Origin of the sequence: Prochlorococcus marinus XMU1411 (genome assembly GCF_017696075.1) — a bacterium.
In the GTDB taxonomy this organism is placed as follows: Bacteria; Cyanobacteriota; Cyanobacteriia; order PCC-6307; family Cyanobiaceae; genus Prochlorococcus_A; species Prochlorococcus_A marinus_V.
Genome location: NZ_JAAORI010000006.1, coordinates 1 through 21,638, shown reverse-complemented (window position 1 = coordinate 21,638; position 21,638 = coordinate 1). Strand labels below are relative to the sequence as shown.

Genomic DNA, 21,638 nt, shown 5'->3' with positions numbered 1-21,638 from the left:
TATTATTTCAATTTCTATTACATAATCATGGGACGTTCACTAAAAAAAGGACCTTTTATAGCAGATAGCCTGCTCAAGAAGGTAGAAAAACAAAATACTGATAATGACAAGTCTGTTATCAAAACTTGGTCGAGATCCTCTACGATTTTACCTTTAATGATTGGTCACACAATCGCTGTACATAATGGTAAGACTCACATTCCAGTATTTATTACTGAACAAATGATTGGACATAAACTTGGTGAATTTGCTCCTACACGCACTTACCGAGGTCATATAAGAGATAAGAAAGGAGCAAAATCATGACAAAAACACCTGAAACAACAAAAACAGCAATTGCTCATGGGAATTACATTCGCGGATCAGCCTCTAAAGTGAGAAGAGTTTTGGATCAGATAAGGGGTAGGTCTTATAGAGACGCATTGATTATGTTGGAATTTATGCCTTACAGATCTACAGACCCCATCACTAAAGTTCTAAGATCTGCGGTGGCCAATGCAGAACATAACCTTGGAATGGATCCATCCACCTTAGTTATTTCCTCTGCATGGGCTAATAGTGGTCCAGTAATGAAAAGGTATAGGCCCAGAGCTCAAGGTCGAGCTTTTTCAATTAAAAAACAGACTTGCCATATCAGTATTTCTGTTGAATCTGCTCCTACTCAAACTAATGCGGAGGTACAAAACTAATGGGACATAAAATACATCCTTCTGGACTAAGATTAGGAATTACACAAGAGCATCGCTCAAAGTGGTTTGCTACTTCTAAAACGTATCCAATTCTTCTCCAAGAAGATTTTAAAATTCGTACTTTCATACAAAAAAAATATGGAGCAGCAGGAATTAGCGATGTTTTAATAGCTAGAAAAGCTGACCAACTGGAACTTGAATTAAAAACAGCAAGACCAGGAGTTATAGTTGGAAGACAGGGAAGTGGGATTGAAGAATTAAGATCTGGCATTCAAAAAACTATAGGGGATAGAACAAGGCAAGTTAGAATAAACGTTGTAGAAGTTGAACGCGTAGATGCTGATGCCTTTTTACTAGCTGAATATATTGCGCAACAACTTGAAAAAAGAGTTGCCTTTAGAAGAACTATAAGGATGGCCTTACAAAGGGCTCAAAGGGCTGGAGTCCTAGGCCTTAAAATACAAGTAGGGGGAAGGTTGAATGGTGCTGAAATAGCTAGAACTGAATGGACTAGAGAAGGTAGAGTTCCATTACATACATTGAGAGCTGAAATTGACTATGCCACACGTGAAGCTAATACAACGTACGGTGTGCTTGGCATTAAAGTTTGGGTTTTCAAAGGTGAAGTTCTCCCTAAAGAAGAACAAACTATCCCTGTGGGTGCGAGCCCTAAGAGGAAAGCTAGTAGAAGACCTCAGCAATTTGAGGATCGTTCAAATGAGAATTCATAGGAGGTATAAAAATGCTTAGTCCAAAACGTACAAAATTTCGTAAACAACATAGAGGCAGAATGAGGGGTGTAGCCTCAAAAGGTAATACTATTGCATTCGGTCAATTTGCCCTTCAAGCTCAAGACTGTGGCTGGGTAACTGCACGTCAGATTGAAGCAAGCAGAAGAGCTATGACCAGATATATCAAACGTGGTGGTCAAATCTGGATAAGAATATTTCCTGATAAACCCGTAACCATGAGACCTGCCGAAACCAGAATGGGTTCTGGTAAAGGTAATCCAGAGTTTTGGGTTGCAGTTGTAAAACCTGGAAGAATACTTTTTGAAATGGGTGGTGAAGATATCACTGAGGAAATTGCAAAGGAAGCTATGCGTTTGGCTCAATACAAACTTCCTGTAAAAACTAAATTTATCTCCATTGATAAAAATCTAGAAAATTCCTCCCAAGAAAATAGTAAAAAATCTCAAGAGGAGGTTAAACAATGAAAAACTCAGAGTCACTTAAGGAATTTAAAAAATTAAATTCTGAACAAATTACTGAAAAGATTGACCAATTACGAAAAGATCTTTTTGACTTGAGATTCAAGCAAGCTACAAGACAGCTCAATGAAACTCATAAATTTAAATTTATCAAGAAACAAGTTGCGCAATTACTCACTCTCAGTAAGAGTCAATCTGCTTCTAAAACAACTTCAGATTAATTATTAGTTATGGCACTTAAAGAAAGAATTGGTACTGTTGTCAGCGACAAAATGGATAAAACAGTTGTTGTTGCTGTTATTAACAGATATCCACATCCCACTTATAAAAAAATTGTAAGTAGAACTACACGATATAAGGCGCATGATCCAGAAAATACATGTGTTTTAGGTGATCGAGTTAAAATTAGAGAAACTAGACCCCTCAGTGCTCATAAAAGATGGGCAATAGAAGAAATTCTCAATAAAACAATTCAGGCTAAGGAGGTTAAAAAATGATTCAACAAGAAACTTATTTAACAGTTGCCGATAATAGCGGAGCAAAAAGACTCCAATGTATTAGGGTTTTAGGTTCTAATAGAAGGTATGCGCATGTCGGAGATGTAATCGTAGCAACTGTAAAAGATGCTCTTCCTAACATGGGAGTTAAGAAATCTGAAGTTGTTAAAGCTGTTATCGTCAGAACTAAAGCAACATTAAGAAGAAATACTGGTAATTCAATTAGATTTGATGACAATGCGGCAGTATTGATTAATGAAGACAAGAATCCAAAAGGTACGAGAGTCTTTGGTCCTGTAGCCAGAGAACTGCGGGATAAAAATTATACAAAGATTGTTTCTCTTGCTCCGGAGGTGATTTAAATGTTGGATTCATTAAAGCAAAAGAAAAATTTCCAGAGAATAAAAATGAGAATCAAAACTGGAGATTTGGTAAAAGTAATTAATGGCAAGGACAAAGGAAAAACTGGTGAGGTTTTAAAAACTATTCCTCTTGAAAATAGAGTAGTTGTAAAGGGAATTAACCTTAGGACTAAACATGTAAAACCAACTCAGGAAGGAGAAACTGGAAGAATACTTACAGAAGAAGCATCTTTACATGCATCAAATGTAATGTTCTTTTCAAAGGATAAAAATCTTACAAGTAAGATTGAATACTTTATTGATAAAGAGGGGGTTAAGAAAAGAAGATTGAAGAAAACTGGTGAAGTAATTGATTAATTTTTCATCAGAAACCAGATTTCAACTTTTTCTAATTTATCAATTCTGACAAAGACCAGAATTAACAAAAAATTATGACTCTAAAAAATCGCTACAAAGAATCAATAAGACCAAAACTTTTAAAGGACCTTGGTCTTAAAAATATTCATCAAGTCCCTAAAGTTGTCAAAGTCAACGTTAACAGAGGTCTTGGTGAAGCAGCTTCAAATTCGAAAGCTTTGGAAGCCTCTTTAAACGAAATGGCAACAATTACAGGACAAAAGGCCCTTGTAACAAGGGCTAAAAAAGCTATCGCGGGTTTTAAAATTCGTGAGGGCATGCCGATTGGTTGTACTGTTACTTTGAGAGGAGACAGGATGTATTCCTTTTTGGAGAGATTTATAAATCTAGCTTTACCAAGAATAAGAGACTTCAGAGGAGTTAATCCAAAAAGTTTCGATGGGAGAGGGAATTATACCGTTGGAGTGAAAGAGCAATTGATTTTTCCTGAAATCTCTTTTGATAAAATAGATTCAATAAGAGGTATGGATATAACTATTGTCACTAGTGCAAAATCAGATCAAGAAGGTAAAGCTCTTTTGCAGGAGTTAGGAATGCCTTTTAGTAAGAATTAAATTAAAACTATGTCAAATCACGATCCTATTTCAGATATGCTTACTCGAATTAGAAATGCGAGTCAAAAAAAGCATACAACCACGACAATCCCAGGTTCAAAAATGTCCTTAAGTATCGCCAAAGTGCTTCAAAAAGAAGGATTCATTTCTGATATTAATGAGGAAGGTGAAGGTTATAAATCACAAATAATACTCGGCCTCAAATATAGTGGTAAAAACAAATTTCCTACCATCCGATCTATGCAAAGAGTTAGTAAACCTGGTTTGAGAATATACAAAAATACCAGAGGTTTACCAAAAGTTCTTGGAGGTCTTGGAGTTGCCATAATTTCAACTTCTAAAGGCGTTATGAGTGATCGCGATGCTAGAAAGCAAGGCATTGGCGGCGAAGTCCTCTGCTATGTTTATTAAGGAGAATTAATCATGTCAAGAATAGGAAAAACACCAGTACTTATTCCAGAGAAAGTTACAGTTGATTTTGATGGATTAACAGTGACAGTGAAAGGCCCAAAGGGTGAGTTAAAACGTCTCATGCCTGAAGGAGTTAGTTTTGATAAGAAAGATAATACTGTTGTCGTAAGTCCTACTACAACCAAAATATATTCAAGGCAGAGACATGGTTTATGTAGAGCCTTAATTGCAAATATGGTTGAAGGGGTTACTCAAGGTTTTTCAAAGAAACTAGAAATTGTTGGCGTTGGATCAAGAGCACAAGTAAAAGGTAAAAATCTAGTTGTAAGTGCAGGATATAGTCATCCTGTAGAAATGATCCCCCCTGATGGTATAACATACAAAGTTGACAGTAATACAAACGTTACCGTATCTGGAATTGATAAGGAAATTGTTGGCAATGAAGCAGCAAAAATCAGATCAATTAGACCTCCAGAGCCATATAAAGGAAAAGGAATTAAATACCATGATGAGAGAATTCTCAGAAAAGCTGGTAAATCTGGCAAAAAATAATTTGAATTAAAAAAATGACCAAACTTTCCAGGAAATTACAAACCCAAAAAAGACATAGAAGATTAAGAAGATTCTTAATAGGGGATGCAACGCGTCCAAGATTATCTGTTTTTCGCTCTAATAACCATATTTATGCTCAGGTCATAGATGATAGCGCTCAAACAACTATTTGCTCAGCTTCGACTGTTGATAAGGAATTGAGAGAAAAATCTGAGAAATTATCTGCTGATTGTAATTCTTCTTCCATTGTTGGAAAATTATTAGCAAAGAGAGCGATAAAAAAAGGTATTAAGCAAGTAATTTTTGACCGTGGAGGTAACTTATATCACGGTAGAGTAAAGGCACTTGCAGACGCTGCTCGTGAAGCTGGCCTAGAATTCTAAATCTTAAATTTTTACTATGACTGACACTCCAACAAAACAAGAAATTCAATCCAAGAACGATAACGTTCCTGGAGCTATGCCCGTAGAACAAAAAAAGAATAATCGTAATGATCGAAAAAGAAATAGAAGAGGTGATTCAAAAAATCTTGAGAGAGATTCTGATTGGCAAGAAAGAGTTGTTCAAATTCGACGTGTTTCTAAGACTGTTAAGGGTGGAAAAAAAATGAGTTTTAGAGCAATTGTTGTTGTAGGTAATGAGAAAGGTCAAGTTGGAGTTGGAGTTGGTAAAGCAGGGGATGTCATTGGTGCTGTGAGAAAGGGAGTTTCAGATGGTAAAAAGAATCTTGTTAGGGTTCCCTTGACCCCAAATAATTCAATACCGACTTTATCTAAGGGTCGAGATGGTGCTGCTAATGTACTAATTAGACCAGCTGCTCCAGGTACAGGTGTAATTGCTGGTGGTTCAATAAGAACAGTTTTAGAATTAGCCGGCATAAAAAATGTCTTAGCAAAAAGATTGGGTAGTAAAACACCTTTGAATAATGCAAGAGCTGCTATGGTAGCTCTTTCTCAATTAAGAACACACAAATCTGCCTCAAGGGAGAGAGGCATCTCACTTGAACAGCTCTATTCTTAAAATTATGACTTCAACACTAAATACACTTAAATCAAACTCTGGCTCGAGAAAGAAAAAACTAAGAAAGGGTAGAGGAATTGCAGCCGGTCAGGGTGCATCATGTGGTTTTGGAATGAGAGGACAAAAGTCACGTTCTGGAAGACCTACTCGTCCAGGTTTTGAAGGTGGCCAAATGCCTCTATATAGAAGAGTTCCAAAATTAAAGCACTTTGAAATAATTAATCAAAAGAATTTTTCCATAATCAATTTAGAAAAATTAAATGATTTCAAAGATAACGATACTGTTAATTTAGACTCACTAGTTAAGAAAGGATTGATCTTCAAGCCAAAATTTCCTTTAAAAATCCTTGGTAACGGAAAAATTAATGTGAAGCTAAAAGTTCAAGCTCACGCATTCACAAGAGTTGCAAAACAAAAAATTGAGGATGCGGGTGGATCTTGCGAGCTTATAAATAACAAATAAATTTATTTAAATTTAATTAAGCTTTAAAATGTTTGTAAACAAAAGTAGAAATCCTAGCGCTTCAGAAATTCTCTCTCAATTATTTTTAAATAAAGAGCTTAGGAGTAGAGTTTTAACAACTTTAGGCCTTCTTCTTTTAGTAAGACTTGGTATCTATATCCCCATGCCTGGTATTGATAGGGTTGCATTTAAAAGTTTTATAGATCAAGGGGGGCAATTAATAGGTTTTTTAGATATATTTACTGGCGGAGGGATTTCAACCCTTGGAATATTCGCATTGGGTATTCTTCCTTTTATCAATGCTTCAATTATCATTCAGCTTCTTACAGCTTCATTGCCTGTTCTTGAGGATTTACAAAAAAATGAAGGAGAAGCAGGTAGAAGAAAAATTTCTCAAATTACGAGATATGTTTCTTTAGGATGGGGGTTTCTGCAGAGTATTATTTTTTCTTTAATTCTTAGACAATATGCAATTGAGGGGATAAGTGAAACTACGTTTGTTTTGCAAACCTCTATTGCTTTAGTTACTGGCTCAATGTTGGTAATGTGGTTTAGTGAAATTATTACAGAGAAAGGTATTGGGCAAGGAGCTTCACTAGTAATTTTTTTGAATATTGTATCGACCTTACCAAAAGCTCTAAGTTCCACGATTGAAAAAGCTCAAACTGGAGATCGTGGAGATGTGTTAGGAATAGCAGTTTTACTTGGAGTATTTTTACTGACAATTGTCGGAATAATTTTTGTTCAGGAGGGAGCTAGACGTATTCCTATTGTTAGTGCAAAAAGGCAAATAGGAAATTCAACATTACTTCCTACAAGGCAAAGTTACTTACCTTTAAAATTAAATGCAGGTGGAGTTATGCCTATTATCTTTGCTTCTGCTTTAATTTTCCTACCAATAACTATTGCAAATGTTACAGGTAATCCAGTCTTAATTAAATTAGCAAGTAGTTTAAATCCAGGGTCTTCAAATCCATGGCCATATGCTCTTACATTCTTCTCTTTAATTTTGGGATTCTCTTACTTTTATGCGTCTCTTACAATTAATCCAGTTGATGTCGCTTCAAATTTAAAGAAAGGAGGAGTAGCAATTCCAGGAGTTAGACCAGGAACTAATACAGCAAACTACTTATCAGGGATACAAAATAGATTGACATTATTAGGGGGATTATTTCTTGGATCAGTAGCAATAATCCCAGCAGCAGTTGAGAGAGCTACTAATGTTCAGACTTTTCAAGGGTTAGGAGCAACTTCATTGCTTATTCTTGTGGGTGTGGCTATTGATACTGCCAAGCAAATTCAAACTTATGTTATTTCTCAAAGGTATGAAGGACTAATAAATAATTAATGAAAAAACACATACTATTTTTAGGAGCTCCTGGAGCAGGGAAAGGCACTCAAGCAGAATTACTTTGTCAAACTAATTCTTATACACACCTCTCTACAGGCGAATTATTAAGAAAAGAAATCGAAATGAATTCTATTCTTGGTAGGCAGGTAAAAGATATTATGAATCGAGGTGAACTTGTTAGTGATGAACTTGTTTTAGAGATAGTAAAACAAAATTTAGATAAGGATAATAAGGGCTGGATTCTAGATGGCTACCCAAGAAATTTATCTCAGGCAAATTCATTGAATGAGGTCTTAATTAAAATAAATCAACCCTTAGAAGTAGTTTTTTTCTTAGATATTCCAGAAGAAGTTCTAATTAAACGTTTGCTTTTAAGGGGGAGAAAAGACGATACAGAAGAGACTATCAGGACAAGAGTTAATATTTATAAAAAAACCACAGAACCATTGATTCAATATTTTAAAGATCTTTCATTGCTAGAATATATTGATGCTGATAGAGATTTAAAAACCATTTCCTCTGATATCAACCAAAAAATGGCTTGATGATGATGTAGAATATAATATTAATGTTTTATTTGTAAAACCCTATGAAGGTCAGATCCTCAGTCAAAAAAATTAGCCCTGACGATCAGATCGTGAGGAGAAGAGGTAAAATCTATGTTATTAACAAGAAAAGACCTCGCAATAAACAGCGTCAGGGTTAAATTTCAACCCTTCTAATTCAAACTTTTACTTACTTAGAAAACGTGGCTAGAATTGCAGGAATTGACATACCTCGCGAAAAGCGAGTTGAAATTGCACTTACATACGTCTATGGAATTGGTCTAACTAGATCAAAGCTAATTCTCGCTAATACGGGAGTAAATCCAGATATTCGTGTCAAAGATCTTTCAGATTCTGATGTACAAAAACTTAGAGGTGCTACAGAGGAATTTACTTTAGAGGGAGATTTGAGAAGAAAAGAGGGAATGGCCTTAAAACGTCTACAAGATATAGGATGTGTGAGAGGAAGAAGACACAGAATGAGTCTTCCAGTAAGAGGTCAAAGAACTAGAACTAATGCACGAACAAGAAGGGGCTCAAGAAAAACAGTTGCTGGAAGAAAAAAATAATTAACTAAATTTATTCATCAACACCAGTATTTTATTAAAACATCATGGCAGCAACAGTAAAAAAAACAGGTTCAAAGAAATCCAAACGTAATGTACCGAATGGTGTGGTACACATTCAAAGCACTTTTAATAATACGATTGTCTCAATTACTGACACTTCTGGTCATGTAATTTCTTGGTCTTCTGCAGGAGCCAGTGGATTTAAAGGGGCTAGAAAAGGAACCCCATTTGCAGCTCAAACAGCTGCTGAAGCAGCAGCAAGAAGAGCACTCGATCAAGGTATGAGACAAATAGAAGTATTAGTTAGAGGGCCAGGCTCAGGTAGGGAAACGGCCATAAGAGCTTTACAAGTGGCCGGTTTAGAAATAACTCTAATAAGAGATGTAACTCCATTACCTCATAATGGATGTAGAAGACCTAAGCGGAGACGCGTTTAAGTCTTAATCATTCTCCACCCCCCCCTCAAAAAAACTTTTAACCTTATTTTTTTCCGTGTTGCAATACCAGATTGACAGAATCGACCATCAAATATCAGATGATCGCTCCCAAACAGGAACTTTTTTAATTGGCCCTTTAGAAAGGGGACAAGCTACAACTTTGGGTAATTCGCTTAGAAGAGTCCTTATGGGAGGACTTGAAGGAAGTGCCGTTACAGCTGTAAGAATAGCAGGTATTAACCACGAATATGCAACTATTCCTGGAGTTAGAGAAGATGTTTTAGATATTCTTCTCAATTGTAAGCAACTATCAATTAATAGTTCTAATCCAGAACTTGAAATCGGAAGGTTAGTTGCCAGTGGTCCTATGGAGGTCAAGGCAAATGATATTCAATTCTCATCTCAAGTTGAAATTGTTGATGGTGAAAAACCTATCGCAACTATTCAGGAGGGCCATAACTTAGAGCTAGAAATACATGTGGAAAGAGGTGTTGGATATAGACCTGTAGATCGTAGGAATGAAGAAACAACTGCTATTGATTTACTTCAAATAGATGCTGTATTTATGCCAGTAAAGAGGGTGAATTTTACGATTGATGAAACTACTGTTGCAGAGGGTGGAACTGGTAGAGAGAGATTAAAAATGGAAGTAGTGACAGATGGCTCAACTAGTCCAGATGATGCCATTGCTGAAGCGGCAAACCAATTAATAGAGCTCTTTCAACCACTTGCCACCGTCACAATGGTTGAGGAAATCCCTGAGGAACCTGAACCATCCCCTGAAGCTCAAATTCCTCTTGAAGAACTAAATTTGTCCGTTAGAGCGTATAATTGTTTAAAAAGGGCTCAAGTTAACTCAGTTTCAGATTTAATGGGGTTTAGCTATGAAGACCTCCTTGAAATTAAGAACTTTGGCTCGAAATCTGCAGATGAGGTTATTGAAGCTCTTGAGCGTATAGGCATTTCTATTCCACAAAGTAGAACCTCCGTTTAACTATTTTTTTTGATTATGAGACACCAACTTAGAATTCCGTTATTGAGTAAACCTGCTGATCAGAGGAAAGCACTTTTAAGAGGTTTAACTACGCAGTTAATTAGGGAAGGTAGGGTAACAACAACAAAGGCTAGGGCAAAAGCTTTAAGAAACGAGGCTGAAAGGATGATTTCTCTTGCTAAAGACGGTAGTTTGGCTTCAAGAAGAAGAGCTATTGGATATATATATGATAAGAAATTAGTTCATTCATTATTCGAAAAAGCAAAGGAAAGATATGGAGACAGGGAGGGAGGTTATACAAGGATAGTCAGAACCGTCTCTAGAAAGGGAGACAATGCACAAATGGCTATAATTGAGCTTGTTTAATTTAATAAATAAAGGGCTTTTCTAGAAAATAAAACTTTTGAAAAGGGTAGCTTTATTAATTCAATATGATGGATCCAAATTTTCAGGATGGCAAAGACAAAAAAATGCAATTACAGTTCAGGAAACTCTAGAAAAAGCTCTTTCAAAAATTACACTCCATCCTGTAAATACTTTTGCAGCAGGTAGAACTGATGCTGGGGTTCATGCATCAGGGCAAGTAGTTCACTTTGATATTGATAATATTATTCCAGGCAATCGTTACTCAGATGTACTTAATAATCTTTTACCCTCAACAATAAGAATCTTGGAATCAGTTGAAGTTAAGGATAATTGGCATGCATGCTATACAGCAATGTATAGACATTATCGATATGTCATCAATAACAGTAAGTTCTCGAACTTGTTCATAAATAACTGGTCATGGCATAGGTATCAAAAAGTGTTAGATGAAGTTCTTATGTCAAATGCATCAAAGGAGATGGTAGGAGAGCATGATTTTTTTGCTTTTCAGAAAACTGGAAGCAACAGGACAACCTCAATTACAAAAATAAAAAATATAGATATTAAAAGAGTGGAGGATTTAATTTTAATAGACATTAAAGCTACTGGTTTTCTTTATGGAATGGTCCGTTTAATTGTTGGTCAATTAGTTTTAGTTGGTGAAAAAAAAATATCTCCAGAAATTTTCACAGATAGATGGGTTAATAAGAGGAAAAATGATGTTAAAGAATCTGCTCCAGCTAAGGGCTTGTGCTTTGTAAATGCTGTTTATGAAGTAAATGTTTTTAAGAAGATTAATAAACATGATTTTTTCCCAGTTTTTTTAATTAAGGGTTTTTCTTAACTAAATTTGATTAAATCAAGTTATTTTGTCTAAAAAAAACCAAAATTATTGTTTAATACTCCTCCAATAAGGTAAAATTAAAAACTGAATTAAATTTATTTGTATAAGTTTGGTAAATGAATAAAACAATTACTCCGTCTTTAGAAACTATTAAAAGAAATTGGTTTTTAGTTGACGCAAAAGATAAGACACTTGGGAGACTTGCTACTGAAATTGCAACTGTTTTAAGAGGAAAAAATAAACCAACATTTACACCTCACTTAGATACTGGGGATTTTGTTATTGTTATAAATGCCGAACAAGTTGAAGTTACTGGAAAAAAAGCATCACAAAAGTTATATAGAAGACATTCTGGCAGACCAGGAGGAATGAAAATTGAAAAATTTGAGTCTCTTCAAGAAAGAATTCCAGAAAGAATTATTGAGCAAGCCGTTAAGGGTATGCTTCCTCACAATTCTCTAGGAAGACAGCAATTTAAAAAACTAAAAGTTTATAAAGGGGCTGATCATCCTCATGCTGCCCAGAATCCTGTATTATTGAATAGTTAATTTATTAAAATGAATAGTCAAATAAAAAACAAAGCTGTTTATTGGGGGACTGGAAGAAGAAAAACTTCAGTAGCCAGAGTTCGCTTGATTCCAGGGAATGGACAAATTAAAATTAATGGCCGTTCTGGAGATGATTACTTAAACTTTAATCCTCTGCACTTAAATTCAATAAAAGCCCCTTTGCAAACGTTAGGCCTAGAAAATTCTTATGATATTTTTGTTAATGTTTTTGGTGGTGGATTGACAGGTCAAGCAGACGCTATTAAGCAAGGTGCAGCAAGAGCACTTTGTGAATTATCCCCAGACAACAGGAAACCTCTAAAAACTGAAGGCCATCTAAGTAGAGATCCTAGAGCAAAGGAAAGAAGAAAATATGGTCTTAAAAAAGCTAGAAAAGCTCCACAATTTTCCAAACGTTAAAGAAATTTCAATCATGCCAAAATCAGAAATCCACCCAAAATGGTATCCAGATGCAAAAGTTATTTGTAATGGAGAAGTTGTAATGACGACAGGTTCAACGCAGCCTGAACTACATGTTGATGTATGGAGTGGTAATCATCCCTTCTTTACTGGAACTCAGAAAATTCTTGATACTGAAGGTAGAGTTGATAGGTTTATGAAAAAATATGGAATGGGTTCAGCTAATTCAAATACATCTGAAGAGCAAAAAGAAGAAAAAGATTCTAATAAATAGATTTTTCAAAATTAAGCATAATTTCAATTGGAATACTCAACACTAATCGCAAGGTTGAAAACTGCTTTGGAAAGTTTTAAAAGTTTAGAAGTGCAGCTTGCAGATCCTGATGTAGCTAATGATCCTAAAAAATTAGAATCAATAGCTAGAGAAAGATCAAAATTGGAACCTTTGGTGATTGATTTTAATAAGTTGATTGATACTGATAAGGAAATTGAAGATTCAAAAAATCTATTGAAAGAGAATAGAAATGATAAAGAGATGGAATCTTTAATAAATGAAGAGTTAATTAATCTTGAGGAATCCAAGAATAAACTTATTCAAAAAACAACAATCGCTTTATTGCCTAAAGATCCGAGAGATGAGAGAAGTGTAATGTTAGAAATCAGAGCCGGTGCCGGTGGTAACGAAGCTTGTATATGGGCGGGTGATTTAGCGAGAATGTATGAAAGATACGGACAAAAAAATGGATGGTCTGTAAAACCTGTTAGTGCTTCCGAGGCGGATATGGGAGGATTTAAGGAATTAGTTATCTCGGTAAAGGGTGATTCTGTATATAGTCAACTGAAATTTGAGGCTGGTGTACATAGAGTTCAAAGAGTTCCAGCTACTGAATCACAAGGTAGAGTACACACTTCTACAGCAACAGTAGCTGTCATGCCTGAGGCTGATCCTGTTGAGGTTAAGATTGACCCTACTGATTTAGAAGTTGGTACAGCAAGATCAGGAGGTGCGGGTGGACAAAATGTTAATAAAGTAGAGACTGCTATTGACCTTCTCCACAAGCCCACTGGAATAAGAGTATTTTGTACTCAAGAAAGATCGCAATTACAAAATCGCGAACGAGCAATGGAAATTTTAAGAGCTAAATTATATGAAATTCAATTAAAAGAAGCTAATGCAAAAGAGAGATCGCAGAGGCTTTCACAGGTTGGAACAGGCGATAGGAGCGAAAAAATTAGAACTTATAACTTTAAAGATAACAGGACAACTGATCATAGATTAGGTTCTAATTTTTCACTTGAACCAATTCTTGCTGGTCAATTGGATGAAGTTATTGATGCATGCATAGCACAAGAACAAAAGAGAATGATGGAAAATTTTAATAATGAAGTCGATTAAAATTTTATTTATATTGCAACGCCTATTACATATTTACTCCATTCTTTATGTCTGCCAGAATCAATTTGTCTTGTCGCCTCAAAATTAAGATTACTTAGTGGACGGTAAGGTTTACGCTTTAAAGGCATATTTGCTTCTTCTGGAGTCCGATTACCTTTTTGGACGTTACATCTAAGACATGCCGTAGTAACATTTTCCCAGTTATCAGTCCCACCTCTGCTTCTAGGGAGAACATGATCGATTGATAAATCACTACCCCTATAGTTACAGTATTGGCATGCATTATTATCCCTAAGAAGAATATTTTTTCTTGTTAAGGAAACTTCTCTAAAAGGTACTTTTACGTAGTAACGAAGTCTTATAACTGTAGGTAATTTTCTGCCGCAATGTATTGAATAAGATTTATCTTCCTCTAAACTTTCTGCTTTACCTTTTATCATTAAAATAACTGCTCTTTTCCAAGAAGTAATGTTTAAAGGTTCATAAGATGCATTTAAAACTAGAGTCTGGCCCATGCCAAAATACAATTTACATGTCATGCTAACTGTATATTTCAATAAACGCATATAATTGTGCAAAGTTAATGCAAATTCAGCAAACAATTCAGGGATTTAATTTTGACAAAAATTCAACTTTTGAAAAAGATATAGATCCGAAACAAAGAGCATGGATTGAAGTTAGTGGAAAAGCATTGGAATCAAATGTCAGACAGTTAAGATCAAAATTAAGTAAAAGCTGTCAATTTATGGCAGTGGTTAAAGCTGATGGATATGGACATGATGCGAAAGTAGTTGCTGAATATGCTATCAAAGGTGGGGCTTCCCAACTAGGAGTTGCAACTTTAAAAGAAGGTATTAAGCTTCGTTCTTCTGGGATTAAAAAACCAATTCTTATCCTTGGTAATCTTTATACGAAAAGGGATTTAATAATATCTTTTAAAAATGATCTTATGCCAACTATCAGTAGTTTAAGAGAATGTTTAATTTGTAATAATATTGGTAACCACTTTGGTTTGAGATTTCCTTTACATTTAAAAGTTGATACAGGAATGTCAAGATTAGGGTTTGAATATAATAAATTTGTTCAGCAATTTGAAAAAATAAAATCTTTTGAAAATATTTCTATAGAGGGGATTTACAGTCATTTATCATCTGCAGATGATAAAAACTCATCAGAAGCTAAAAGTAGTTCGCAATTGCAAAGAAAGAAGTTTGAGGAATTATTAAACCAAATAAATATTGATAGGAATCACAATATTAAGATTCATTTGGCTAATTCTGCGGGCATGCTTCTAAATAAAGATTTTCATTTTCATATGGTAAGAGTTGGGCTTTCTATGTATGGATATAGTCCTATTTCGACAATTCATAAAAATTTATCGCTTAACCCAGCTTTATTTTTAAAGGTCAAAGTAGCGTTTATAAGAATTATTGATAAAGGGGTAAGTGTAAGTTATGGAGGAAAATTTGTTAGCAGTAGAAAAACTAAGTTAGCTGTATTAAGTATTGGTTATGCCGATGGAGTCCCAAGGAAACTCTCAGGAAAGATAAATGTTATGCACAATAGTAAACTTTATCCGCAAGTTGGTTCTATAACTATGGATCAAATGATGGTAGACATAACAGGTTCAAATGATATTAAAATTGGTAGTACGATGCTATTGTTAGGATCTGACGGAGACAAAACAATTTCTCCCGTTGACTGGGCAAGAGAATCTAACACTATTCCATGGGAAATTATTTGTTCGTTTAAAAATAGATTGCCAAGAGTTCAGGTTGATTAGACATTTCGATTAAATAAAAAATTTTGAATGTTTGCAAAAATATTGATAATGTATAAGAACTGGAGAGGTGGCTGAGTGGTTGAAAGCGGCTCCCTGCTAAGGAGTTACAGGAGGTAACTTTTGTCGAGGGTTCGAATCCCTCCCTCTCCGTCCCAATCTGTTGCCTGAGGATGTGACGAAATAAAAAAATCAGTAATAGCAGAGGGTATTGATAATTCTTTAAGCCTATGGCTGTCTCACAATGCCATAATTTACTAAATCATGTTGTGAGCTATGTTGTGAGGCTAACAATTTTTAGATTTTTATTTTCTCAAGTAATAGTAATCCTTTTGCAGAGAAATGTTGTGAGTAAAAATAAAAATTTATAAATTTGATTGTCTAACGTTGCCTATGGTTGCCTAGCGTTGCCAAATATTTCCAGTCCGATTTCCTCCCTCACCGTATTATTGAAGAGCATCGTATATGATACGCCCTAGTAGCAATTTATAGTGATATGTTTCCATAAATAGAAAGATCAGAGACCTTCTTTTATGTTCACAATCTTCTGAATGCTATTATTGCTTAATTTATAAAATTAATGTCTACAGTAATTTTTACTTCCAGTTCACTTAGACATAAAGCATTTGCAGCGATTATAAACAATAATATAAACTTAGATTTAGTAAAAGTTTTTCATGAAGAAGGTTCGCCTCTGAATGAATTGGTAGAGAAAAGGAAAAATAATGTTGTTGAATTAGGTCATTTAGAAGCAAGATCGCTTGCAGAAAAAGATTTCTTCGAACTATACATAAATATGCAAAACAAAATAAAATCTATCTCAGATATTGTTCCAAAGTTTTGGTTTTCAAGTAAAGATTGTCTTGAGATTCTAAAAGAAATAAATCCAAGGCAAATTTTGGTTTTCGGTACGTCAATAATAAAAGGCGAAATTATTAATACCTTTAAAAGGAAGATTTTGAATCTCCATTTAGGTTTAAGTCCTTATTACAGGGGTGCAGGTACTAATTATTTTCCTTTTGTAAACAATGAGCCTGAATATGCAGGAAGTACTTTTATGTATCTTGATGAAGGCATTGATACTGGAGAAATCATACATCAAACAAGACCAATAATTAATGTTACTGATTCATTTCATCAATTATCAAATAGATTCTTAATTCATTCTTTTAAGACCTATTCAAAAATTGCTGAGAGAAACTTGCAATTTGGTTTAGAAGATCCTGTAAAAAATAATACTAATAAAAATAGTAAAAGGCTAATTTATAAAAAATCTGACTTTTCTAGGGAAAGTGTAATTAAAATGTATAATAATTTTCAAAACGGTATGCTTGATCAATATCTTTTAAATCAAAAAGATAGATGCAATAATGTACCTATCAGGGAACAAGATTGGCTTAAAACTTGAAATTATGAAAGCATTAATGTTCCATTATGTAAGGAAATTTGATTTAAATTTTCCCTATTCAAAACATAAGGAAATTGATGATTTCGCAAAAGAAATAAAAAATTTAATTAGTTTAGGTTATGAATTTAAAAATGTAACTGAGGCAATTAATTCTCTCAAAAAAGATGAAGATTTAAATAAAGTCATTTTGCTTACTTTTGATGATGGATTAAAAGACCATTTAAATGCAGCAAAAATCTTAAAAAATTTAGGTATTACTAAAGGTACATTTTATATACCTACTCAACCCTATTTAAATAATGAAATACTCCATGTTCATAAGGCACATTTAATATTATCTAAAGAAGGTGAAAATTCATTAGATTTGCTTTTTGAAGCATGTAATCATTTAGATATTTCAATAACAGATCATAATAATTATGAGATTGAAAAAGAAAATTATAAAAATGCTTATTCAAGATTTGATGCTAATACAAAAATAAAAGAGTTCAAACGTTTAATTAATTTTTATGGATCAATTGGAGTGAGAGATGTTTTACTTAATGAAATAATAAGAAAATTAGGAATTTTAAAAAAAGCTGAGGATTTATATCTCTCATTTGATGAAATTAAAGAAATATCTGAAATGGGTTTTGAGATAGGAAGTCATGGAGTATCACATACTTTATTATCAAGATTAGATAAAAAAAACCAAAAAGAAGAATTATCTAGTTCAAAGAAATTTCTTGAAGACTTAATCTCAGAAGATATTAATTCATTTTGTTATCCATATGGAGGGAGAAAAAGTTATAACCAAAATACTTTAAGATTATTGAAAGAAGTTAATTACCATAATGCAATTTCAGTAGAACAAAGAAGTATTAATAAGGAGACTATAAAAAATAATCTATTTGAGATTCCTAGATATGATTGTAATCAAATTAGGGAACTATTTTTAAAGAGATAATCCTTTTTTTTAATGCAATATTTTATCTACTCGGCAGAGTGAGACTCTGCTATTGTTGATTTTTGATATTATCAAACTTCCTTTTTGAAAATTATTCTGCGAGAACTATACCGTCCTATATCTTTCAAATTAGGTAGACCAAATTGCAGTAAAAGCAGAGGGTGTTGGATTCAGGGAAGAAAATCCTCCTTCCTTATTTTTTATACTTCCCTTTAGCTCCAACTAGTTCTAATTGCTTTCAAATAGTTTCACTCTAAACTCCTCCTTCTCATTAATTGATAAATATTTTTTGAATTTATATTTTTTAAAATAATTCAAGATTAATATTTTTTAGGTCATTAATAGAATTTAAAATCAAGTCTGCGCCTGCTTTCTCTAGATTTTTTTCGTATGAATTACGTTCTTTTAATCGGGAATTTAAATGTAAATGAGGAGGAGCTATTCCAATACTTATAAATTTCTGAGAAGGTATTTCCTTCCTGGCATTTATAACCGTATTAATATCTGCAATAGTATCGCCAACATAAGCAATGGGAATATTTGATGCGCCAAGTTTATTCCCAATAAGCTTTTTTGATAATCTAATCAAACCTTCAGGATTAGGCTTATCAGGAGCATCTCCCATAGATATTAATGGGGGTGATTTTAATCCAATTCTTTTTTCTAAAACAAATTTTGCAGAAGCAGACTCTGCACCACTCACAAAACCCCAAATTATTCCTTTTATTTCTAATGAATCAAAAAACTTTTTATCAACTAATAACTCCTCATTTGTTATGAAACCCAACCAATTTTTACTTTCTTTACTGGGATCTCCTCCAAAGTAAAACTTTTCAAAACACTTTACTATTACTTCCCTGCGCGGTATTTCAAGATTTAATTTTTCTTTTTTTATAAATCTTTTAATCAGTTCTAAACTTAAATCCCAGTCATTATTCCAAATCCCTTCATTTTTTGCATTATCAATATCTATATAACTTGGCTCCCATCCTGAAAATTTGTGAACTGTTTTTTTTAATGAAAGTCTATAACTGTTTTCTACGCTGCGTATTACACCATCTATATCGAATAAAATTAAACCAATTTTTTCCAACGAATTTTTTTTTCTTTTACCAAAGATTAGTATTCTTATAAAGAAAAAGCAAAGAAAAACATTCTATTTAAAAAATTATGGATTATTTGAACTTAATTTTGTAAATATCCTCTGGGAGTGAGAAATATTTCGTCAACTAAGGTTGTTTGAGAATTGCCAATAATAATGATTGATAACATATCAATCTCCTTAAAAGGCATGGTGTTTAAAGTGAAAAAATTTTTGGTTTGATTTTCTCGCCCTACTTGTCTAGCTATTAAAACTGGAGTATCACCATGCCTAAATTGTAAACATATATCAATTACACTTTTTAGCTGCCAATTTCTTTCAATGGATTGAGGATTAAATAAAGCTATTACAAAGTCACCTACAAGAGCTCCTTCAATTCTTTTTTCTATTAAAGACCATGGAGTTAATTTATCGCTTAAGCTTACAGAACAAAAGTCATTCATAAGTGGTGCTCCACTAATCGCAGCCGCTAATTGAACACTACTTATACCTGGATGTACTTCAAAGTAAGGTCTATATTCTTTTTTGATTTTTTGAAGTAATTCTAAAAGTAAACCTGCCATGCCATAAAATCCAGATTCACCCGAAGAAATTAAAGCCACTTTTATTCCTTCCTCAGCTAGTTTAATTGCTTTACTACATCTCTCTTTTTCTTCAGTAAGTTTACTTTCAATTAAAACTTGGTCACTCCTTTTTAATGACTTAATTAAATCTAAATACATTTTGTATCCGATCCAAACGGTACATCTTGAAAGTGCTTTTTTTGCATTACTGGTTAGGAAGGAGATATCACCAGGCCCACTTCCAATAATATGTATTTCGCCATGGGTTGGATTATATTGATTTTTTGATTCTGCTACAGCGATAGTTACTGCCCCAGATTGATTTTTAAAAATTCTTTTTTCTTCTAATAATTTTGATTCTTCTCCTGCTGCGAGTAAGCAAGATGCTTCTGCTACAGAGGGGATGCCAATTTCCTTTTCTACAACACTTGAAGGATTTGGAACAATTATTGTTGAAAGATCTTCTTTACTAAAAAACTTTATAGGTAAGTTTTCTTCTTCCGCAAGTTCTAAAATTCCTTTCTCATCTTTTTTAATATCAATAGTTGCAAATCCAGCAATTGATTGCCGTGATAAATTTCCTGACTCCAAAAAATTATTTAGAGAATTTTCTATTAATTCTTTGTTCGTATTTCTCTCGCATCCAATACCAACCCATAATACGGGCGGATGCCAAGTAGTTTCATGATTTTTGAATATGCTTACATGAAATGTTGAATCTGGTTTTTCAGTTTCTATTTCATAAATTTGATTAATAATCTCAGCTGATTCTGAAGTTTTCCATAAAGTATTACCAGATAATTGTTTGCAAAATATTTCTTTGTAATTAGCTTGTTTAATTACTAGTTTTGACCAATCATTTATGTTGCCAGATCTTTTCCAACCCCATTGATTCCCAAATGCATCAAGATTTAAGAAGCTTTGATCAATAGAATTATTAGTCTCTATTATTTCGCCACCAAATAAATTAGCAACTTGACATGCAATATTTTGAGTATTTGATTGATGTAAGCCAATTAAAGGAACTATCTTGGAACATTTGTTATCTAAAACTATTACACCTGGATCTTGATCTTTAGAGGTTAAAAAAGAATTTATTATGCGTATTGATGCAGCAATTGAGCCTATAAAAATTATTAAATCCACCTCCTGCCATTTTTTAAGTAAGATGTCTCTAGGTTTTTGTACTTGAATAGTTTCATTTTCCTTTCCATCATCTTTTGAAGAACCTGCAATATATATATCGTTGACAAATTCGGTTTTTTTAAGCCTTTTTAAAATTTCTTTTGAATTATTAGATAGACCTATAGCAATACCTTTCAAATCAGAAACTATTGATAGTAACTTTGAAATTATATCCTGTCGCTGGATTTTAAAAATTTTCTTTGAAATATAAAAAAAAATTTAAGAAATTTATATAAATTTTGAGTAAAAATACTCATAATATAGTCATAGACAAGAATTTAACAAAATATTCATATAGTAACAATCATTAGAACATTTGTTACGTTAATGCATAACGAAAGAATCTTTGCCTTATTATTTTTGAAACGAATATCTAAAGTTCCGAGGGATTCGTTTTCTTGAACATTATCATTAAAAATAGGTTCAAGATCCGATCAATCGGCTTTAATGTCAATTATTTTCGAGGTGCTAGATGACCATCAGCCCACCAGAAAGTGGAGAAAAAAACAAAAAAGTTTTGGAAGATCCTGTCAAGGCCGATCCAAGACCTATTGATTTTGCCAAATTAGATAAGCCAGGATTCTGGTCAAGTAAATTATCTAAAGGTCCAAAAACTACAACTTGGATCTGGAATTTGCATGCTGATGCACATGATTTCGATGTGCATACAGGCGATGCTGAAGAAGCAACAAGAAAAATCTTCTCAGCTCATTTTGGACATCTTGCAGTCATTTTTATATGGATGAGTGCTGCATTTTTCCATGGAGCAAGATTTTCTAATTACTCAGGTTGGTTAGCTGATCCAACTCATGTTAAACCAGGAGCTCAGCAAGTATGGGCAATCGTTGGTCAAGAAATGCTTAATGCTGACCTTGGTGCTAACTACAACGGTATTCAAATTAGTTCAGGAATATTCCACATGTGGCGAGCATGGGGAATTACTAATGAGAGTGACCCAGATAATCAAAAAAAGCTTCGACGCAATCGTTGATCATCTCAAAATAGCGGG

The 21,638-nt window shown here is 33.7% G+C and carries 32 protein-coding genes, 1 tRNA gene and 1 pseudogene; 31 read left to right on the top strand and 3 right to left on the bottom strand.

The genetic code is table 11. The features are described from left to right. Positions 1-27: 27 nt before the first annotated feature. The 26 genes from rpsS to prfA all read left to right on the top strand — a co-directional run bounded on the left by rpsS (position 28) and on the right by prfA (position 13,645). Positions 28-306 (top strand): 30S ribosomal protein S19, encoded by a 279-nt coding sequence (gene rpsS, locus HA145_RS08690; RefSeq protein WP_011819167.1) that lies wholly within the window; start codon positions 28-30, stop codon positions 304-306. Beyond that, on the top strand, positions 303-689 hold the full coding sequence (rplV, locus tag HA145_RS08685) for a 50S ribosomal protein L22 (RefSeq protein ID WP_209128754.1): 387 nt from the start codon (positions 303-305) through the stop codon (positions 687-689). The genes rpsS and rplV overlap by 4 nt, the downstream gene beginning before the upstream one ends. Then, positions 689-1,420: a 30S ribosomal protein S3 gene (gene rpsC, locus HA145_RS08680; RefSeq protein WP_011819165.1), complete on the top strand. Its 732-nt coding sequence runs from the start codon at positions 689-691 to the stop codon at positions 1,418-1,420. Before rplV ends, rpsC begins: the two co-directional genes overlap by 1 nt. 11 nt (positions 1,421-1,431) lie before the next feature. Continuing rightward, a complete protein-coding gene (gene rplP / locus HA145_RS08675) occupies positions 1,432-1,905 on the top strand; it encodes a 50S ribosomal protein L16 (RefSeq protein ID WP_209128753.1) in 474 nt (157 codons plus the stop codon). Further along, positions 1,902-2,120: a 50S ribosomal protein L29 gene (gene rpmC / locus HA145_RS08670; protein WP_209128752.1), complete on the top strand. Its 219-nt coding sequence runs from the start codon at positions 1,902-1,904 to the stop codon at positions 2,118-2,120. Before rplP ends, rpmC begins: the two co-directional genes overlap by 4 nt. A gap of 9 nt (positions 2,121-2,129) precedes the next feature. Beyond that, positions 2,130-2,396 (top strand): 30S ribosomal protein S17, encoded by a 267-nt coding sequence (rpsQ, locus tag HA145_RS08665; RefSeq protein ID WP_209128751.1) that lies wholly within the window; start codon positions 2,130-2,132, stop codon positions 2,394-2,396. Continuing rightward, complete coding sequence (gene rplN / locus HA145_RS08660) at positions 2,393-2,758, top strand: 50S ribosomal protein L14 (protein ID WP_002807235.1); 366 nt, start codon at positions 2,393-2,395, stop codon at positions 2,756-2,758. Before rpsQ ends, rplN begins: the two co-directional genes overlap by 4 nt. Further along, complete coding sequence (gene rplX, locus HA145_RS08655; protein ID WP_011819161.1) at positions 2,759-3,115, top strand: 50S ribosomal protein L24; 357 nt, start codon at positions 2,759-2,761, stop codon at positions 3,113-3,115. It abuts the gene before it with no gap. A 74-nt stretch (positions 3,116-3,189) separates the two neighbouring features. Continuing rightward, on the top strand, positions 3,190-3,729 hold the full coding sequence (gene rplE, locus HA145_RS08650; protein ID WP_011819160.1) for a 50S ribosomal protein L5: 540 nt from the start codon (positions 3,190-3,192) through the stop codon (positions 3,727-3,729). 9 nt (positions 3,730-3,738) lie between these two features. After that, a complete protein-coding gene (gene rpsH, locus HA145_RS08645) occupies positions 3,739-4,140 on the top strand; it encodes a 30S ribosomal protein S8 (protein ID WP_011819159.1) in 402 nt (133 codons plus the stop codon). A 12-nt stretch (positions 4,141-4,152) separates the two neighbouring features. Then, positions 4,153-4,692: a 50S ribosomal protein L6 gene (gene rplF, locus HA145_RS08640; RefSeq protein WP_209128750.1), complete on the top strand. Its 540-nt coding sequence runs from the start codon at positions 4,153-4,155 to the stop codon at positions 4,690-4,692. Between the two features lie 14 nt (positions 4,693-4,706). After that, positions 4,707-5,075 carry a 50S ribosomal protein L18 gene (gene rplR, locus HA145_RS08635; protein ID WP_025923888.1) on the top strand — a complete coding sequence of 123 codons (369 nt, stop codon included), beginning with the start codon at positions 4,707-4,709 and terminating at the stop codon, positions 5,073-5,075. A 16-nt stretch (positions 5,076-5,091) separates the two neighbouring features. After that, positions 5,092-5,712: a 30S ribosomal protein S5 gene (gene rpsE / locus HA145_RS08630; RefSeq protein WP_052044759.1), complete on the top strand. Its 621-nt coding sequence runs from the start codon at positions 5,092-5,094 to the stop codon at positions 5,710-5,712. 4 nt (positions 5,713-5,716) lie between these two features. Next, positions 5,717-6,175: a 50S ribosomal protein L15 gene (gene rplO, locus HA145_RS08625; RefSeq protein WP_209128749.1), complete on the top strand. Its 459-nt coding sequence runs from the start codon at positions 5,717-5,719 to the stop codon at positions 6,173-6,175. A gap of 28 nt (positions 6,176-6,203) precedes the next feature. After that, positions 6,204-7,523, top strand: coding sequence for a preprotein translocase subunit SecY (secY, locus tag HA145_RS08620; protein ID WP_209128748.1), 1,320 nt, complete (start codon positions 6,204-6,206; stop codon positions 7,521-7,523). Beyond that, entirely contained in the window at positions 7,523-8,071 is a 549-nt protein-coding gene (locus HA145_RS08615; protein WP_209128747.1) for an adenylate kinase, read from the top strand. The genes secY and HA145_RS08615 overlap by 1 nt, the downstream gene beginning before the upstream one ends. 44 nt (positions 8,072-8,115) lie before the next feature. Next, positions 8,116-8,232, top strand: coding sequence for a 50S ribosomal protein L36 (gene rpmJ / locus HA145_RS08610; protein ID WP_011377173.1), 117 nt, complete (start codon positions 8,116-8,118; stop codon positions 8,230-8,232). Positions 8,233-8,274: 42 nt separating this feature from the next. Then, entirely contained in the window at positions 8,275-8,640 is a 366-nt protein-coding gene (rpsM, locus tag HA145_RS08605) for a 30S ribosomal protein S13 (protein ID WP_025915143.1), read from the top strand. A 44-nt stretch (positions 8,641-8,684) separates the two neighbouring features. Next, positions 8,685-9,077 (top strand): 30S ribosomal protein S11, encoded by a 393-nt coding sequence (rpsK, locus tag HA145_RS08600; RefSeq protein ID WP_011377171.1) that lies wholly within the window; start codon positions 8,685-8,687, stop codon positions 9,075-9,077. 55 nt (positions 9,078-9,132) lie between these two features. Further along, entirely contained in the window at positions 9,133-10,071 is a 939-nt protein-coding gene (locus tag HA145_RS08595; RefSeq protein ID WP_209128746.1) for a DNA-directed RNA polymerase subunit alpha, read from the top strand. A 15-nt stretch (positions 10,072-10,086) separates the two neighbouring features. Beyond that, on the top strand, positions 10,087-10,437 hold the full coding sequence (gene rplQ / locus HA145_RS08590) for a 50S ribosomal protein L17 (RefSeq protein ID WP_012008432.1): 351 nt from the start codon (positions 10,087-10,089) through the stop codon (positions 10,435-10,437). 37 nt (positions 10,438-10,474) lie between these two features. Beyond that, positions 10,475-11,281: a tRNA pseudouridine(38-40) synthase TruA gene (gene truA, locus HA145_RS08585; protein WP_209128745.1), complete on the top strand. Its 807-nt coding sequence runs from the start codon at positions 10,475-10,477 to the stop codon at positions 11,279-11,281. Between the two features lie 116 nt (positions 11,282-11,397). Beyond that, positions 11,398-11,829, top strand: a complete 432-nt coding sequence (gene rplM / locus HA145_RS08580; RefSeq protein WP_209128744.1) for a 50S ribosomal protein L13 — start codon at positions 11,398-11,400, stop codon at positions 11,827-11,829. A gap of 9 nt (positions 11,830-11,838) precedes the next feature. Beyond that, entirely contained in the window at positions 11,839-12,249 is a 411-nt protein-coding gene (rpsI, locus tag HA145_RS08575) for a 30S ribosomal protein S9 (RefSeq protein ID WP_209128743.1), read from the top strand. A gap of 13 nt (positions 12,250-12,262) precedes the next feature. Continuing rightward, positions 12,263-12,523, top strand: coding sequence for a 50S ribosomal protein L31 (gene rpmE / locus HA145_RS08570; protein ID WP_209128742.1), 261 nt, complete (start codon positions 12,263-12,265; stop codon positions 12,521-12,523). 27 nt (positions 12,524-12,550) lie between these two features. Beyond that, positions 12,551-13,645 (top strand): peptide chain release factor 1, encoded by a 1,095-nt coding sequence (gene prfA, locus HA145_RS08565; RefSeq protein ID WP_209128741.1) that lies wholly within the window; start codon positions 12,551-12,553, stop codon positions 13,643-13,645. 8 nt (positions 13,646-13,653) lie between these two features. On the opposite strand, the gene HA145_RS08560 is transcribed toward prfA, so the two are convergent. Further along, positions 13,654-14,211: an HNH endonuclease gene (locus tag HA145_RS08560; protein ID WP_209128740.1), complete on the bottom strand. Its 558-nt coding sequence runs from the start codon at positions 14,209-14,211 to the stop codon at positions 13,654-13,656. A gap of 17 nt (positions 14,212-14,228) precedes the next feature. Between HA145_RS08560 and alr the strand changes: the two genes are divergently transcribed. The 4 genes from alr to HA145_RS08540 all read left to right on the top strand — a co-directional run bounded on the left by alr (position 14,229) and on the right by HA145_RS08540 (position 17,779). Next, a complete protein-coding gene (gene alr / locus HA145_RS08555; RefSeq protein WP_209128739.1) occupies positions 14,229-15,428 on the top strand; it encodes an alanine racemase in 1,200 nt (399 codons plus the stop codon). A gap of 61 nt (positions 15,429-15,489) precedes the next feature. Then, a tRNA-Ser gene (locus HA145_RS08550) sits at positions 15,490-15,578 on the top strand. 427 nt (positions 15,579-16,005) lie between these two features. Next, entirely contained in the window at positions 16,006-16,833 is an 828-nt protein-coding gene (locus HA145_RS08545) for a formyltransferase family protein (protein ID WP_209128738.1), read from the top strand. A gap of 4 nt (positions 16,834-16,837) precedes the next feature. Beyond that, the gene (locus HA145_RS08540) at positions 16,838-17,779 is read left to right on the top strand and encodes a polysaccharide deacetylase family protein (protein WP_209128737.1); all 942 of its coding nucleotides are present in this window, start codon (positions 16,838-16,840) and stop codon (positions 17,777-17,779) included. Positions 17,780-18,083: 304 nt separating this feature from the next. Here the strand turns inward: HA145_RS08540 and HA145_RS08535 are convergent, their stop codons facing one another. Both HA145_RS08535 and cobJ read right to left on the bottom strand, forming a co-directional pair. Next, on the bottom strand, positions 18,084-18,872 hold the full coding sequence (locus tag HA145_RS08535; protein WP_209128736.1) for a TIGR01548 family HAD-type hydrolase: 789 nt from the start codon (positions 18,870-18,872) through the stop codon (positions 18,084-18,086). A gap of 92 nt (positions 18,873-18,964) precedes the next feature. Continuing rightward, positions 18,965-20,767 (bottom strand): precorrin-3B C(17)-methyltransferase, encoded by a 1,803-nt coding sequence (gene cobJ / locus HA145_RS08530; RefSeq protein WP_209128735.1) that lies wholly within the window; start codon positions 20,765-20,767, stop codon positions 18,965-18,967. Between the two features lie 334 nt (positions 20,768-21,101). Here cobJ and psaA point away from each other — a divergent pair. Next, positions 21,102-21,581 (top strand): annotated as a pseudogene (gene psaA, locus HA145_RS08525) (photosystem I core protein PsaA); the annotation flags it as partial. Positions 21,582-21,638 lie beyond the last annotated feature (57 nt).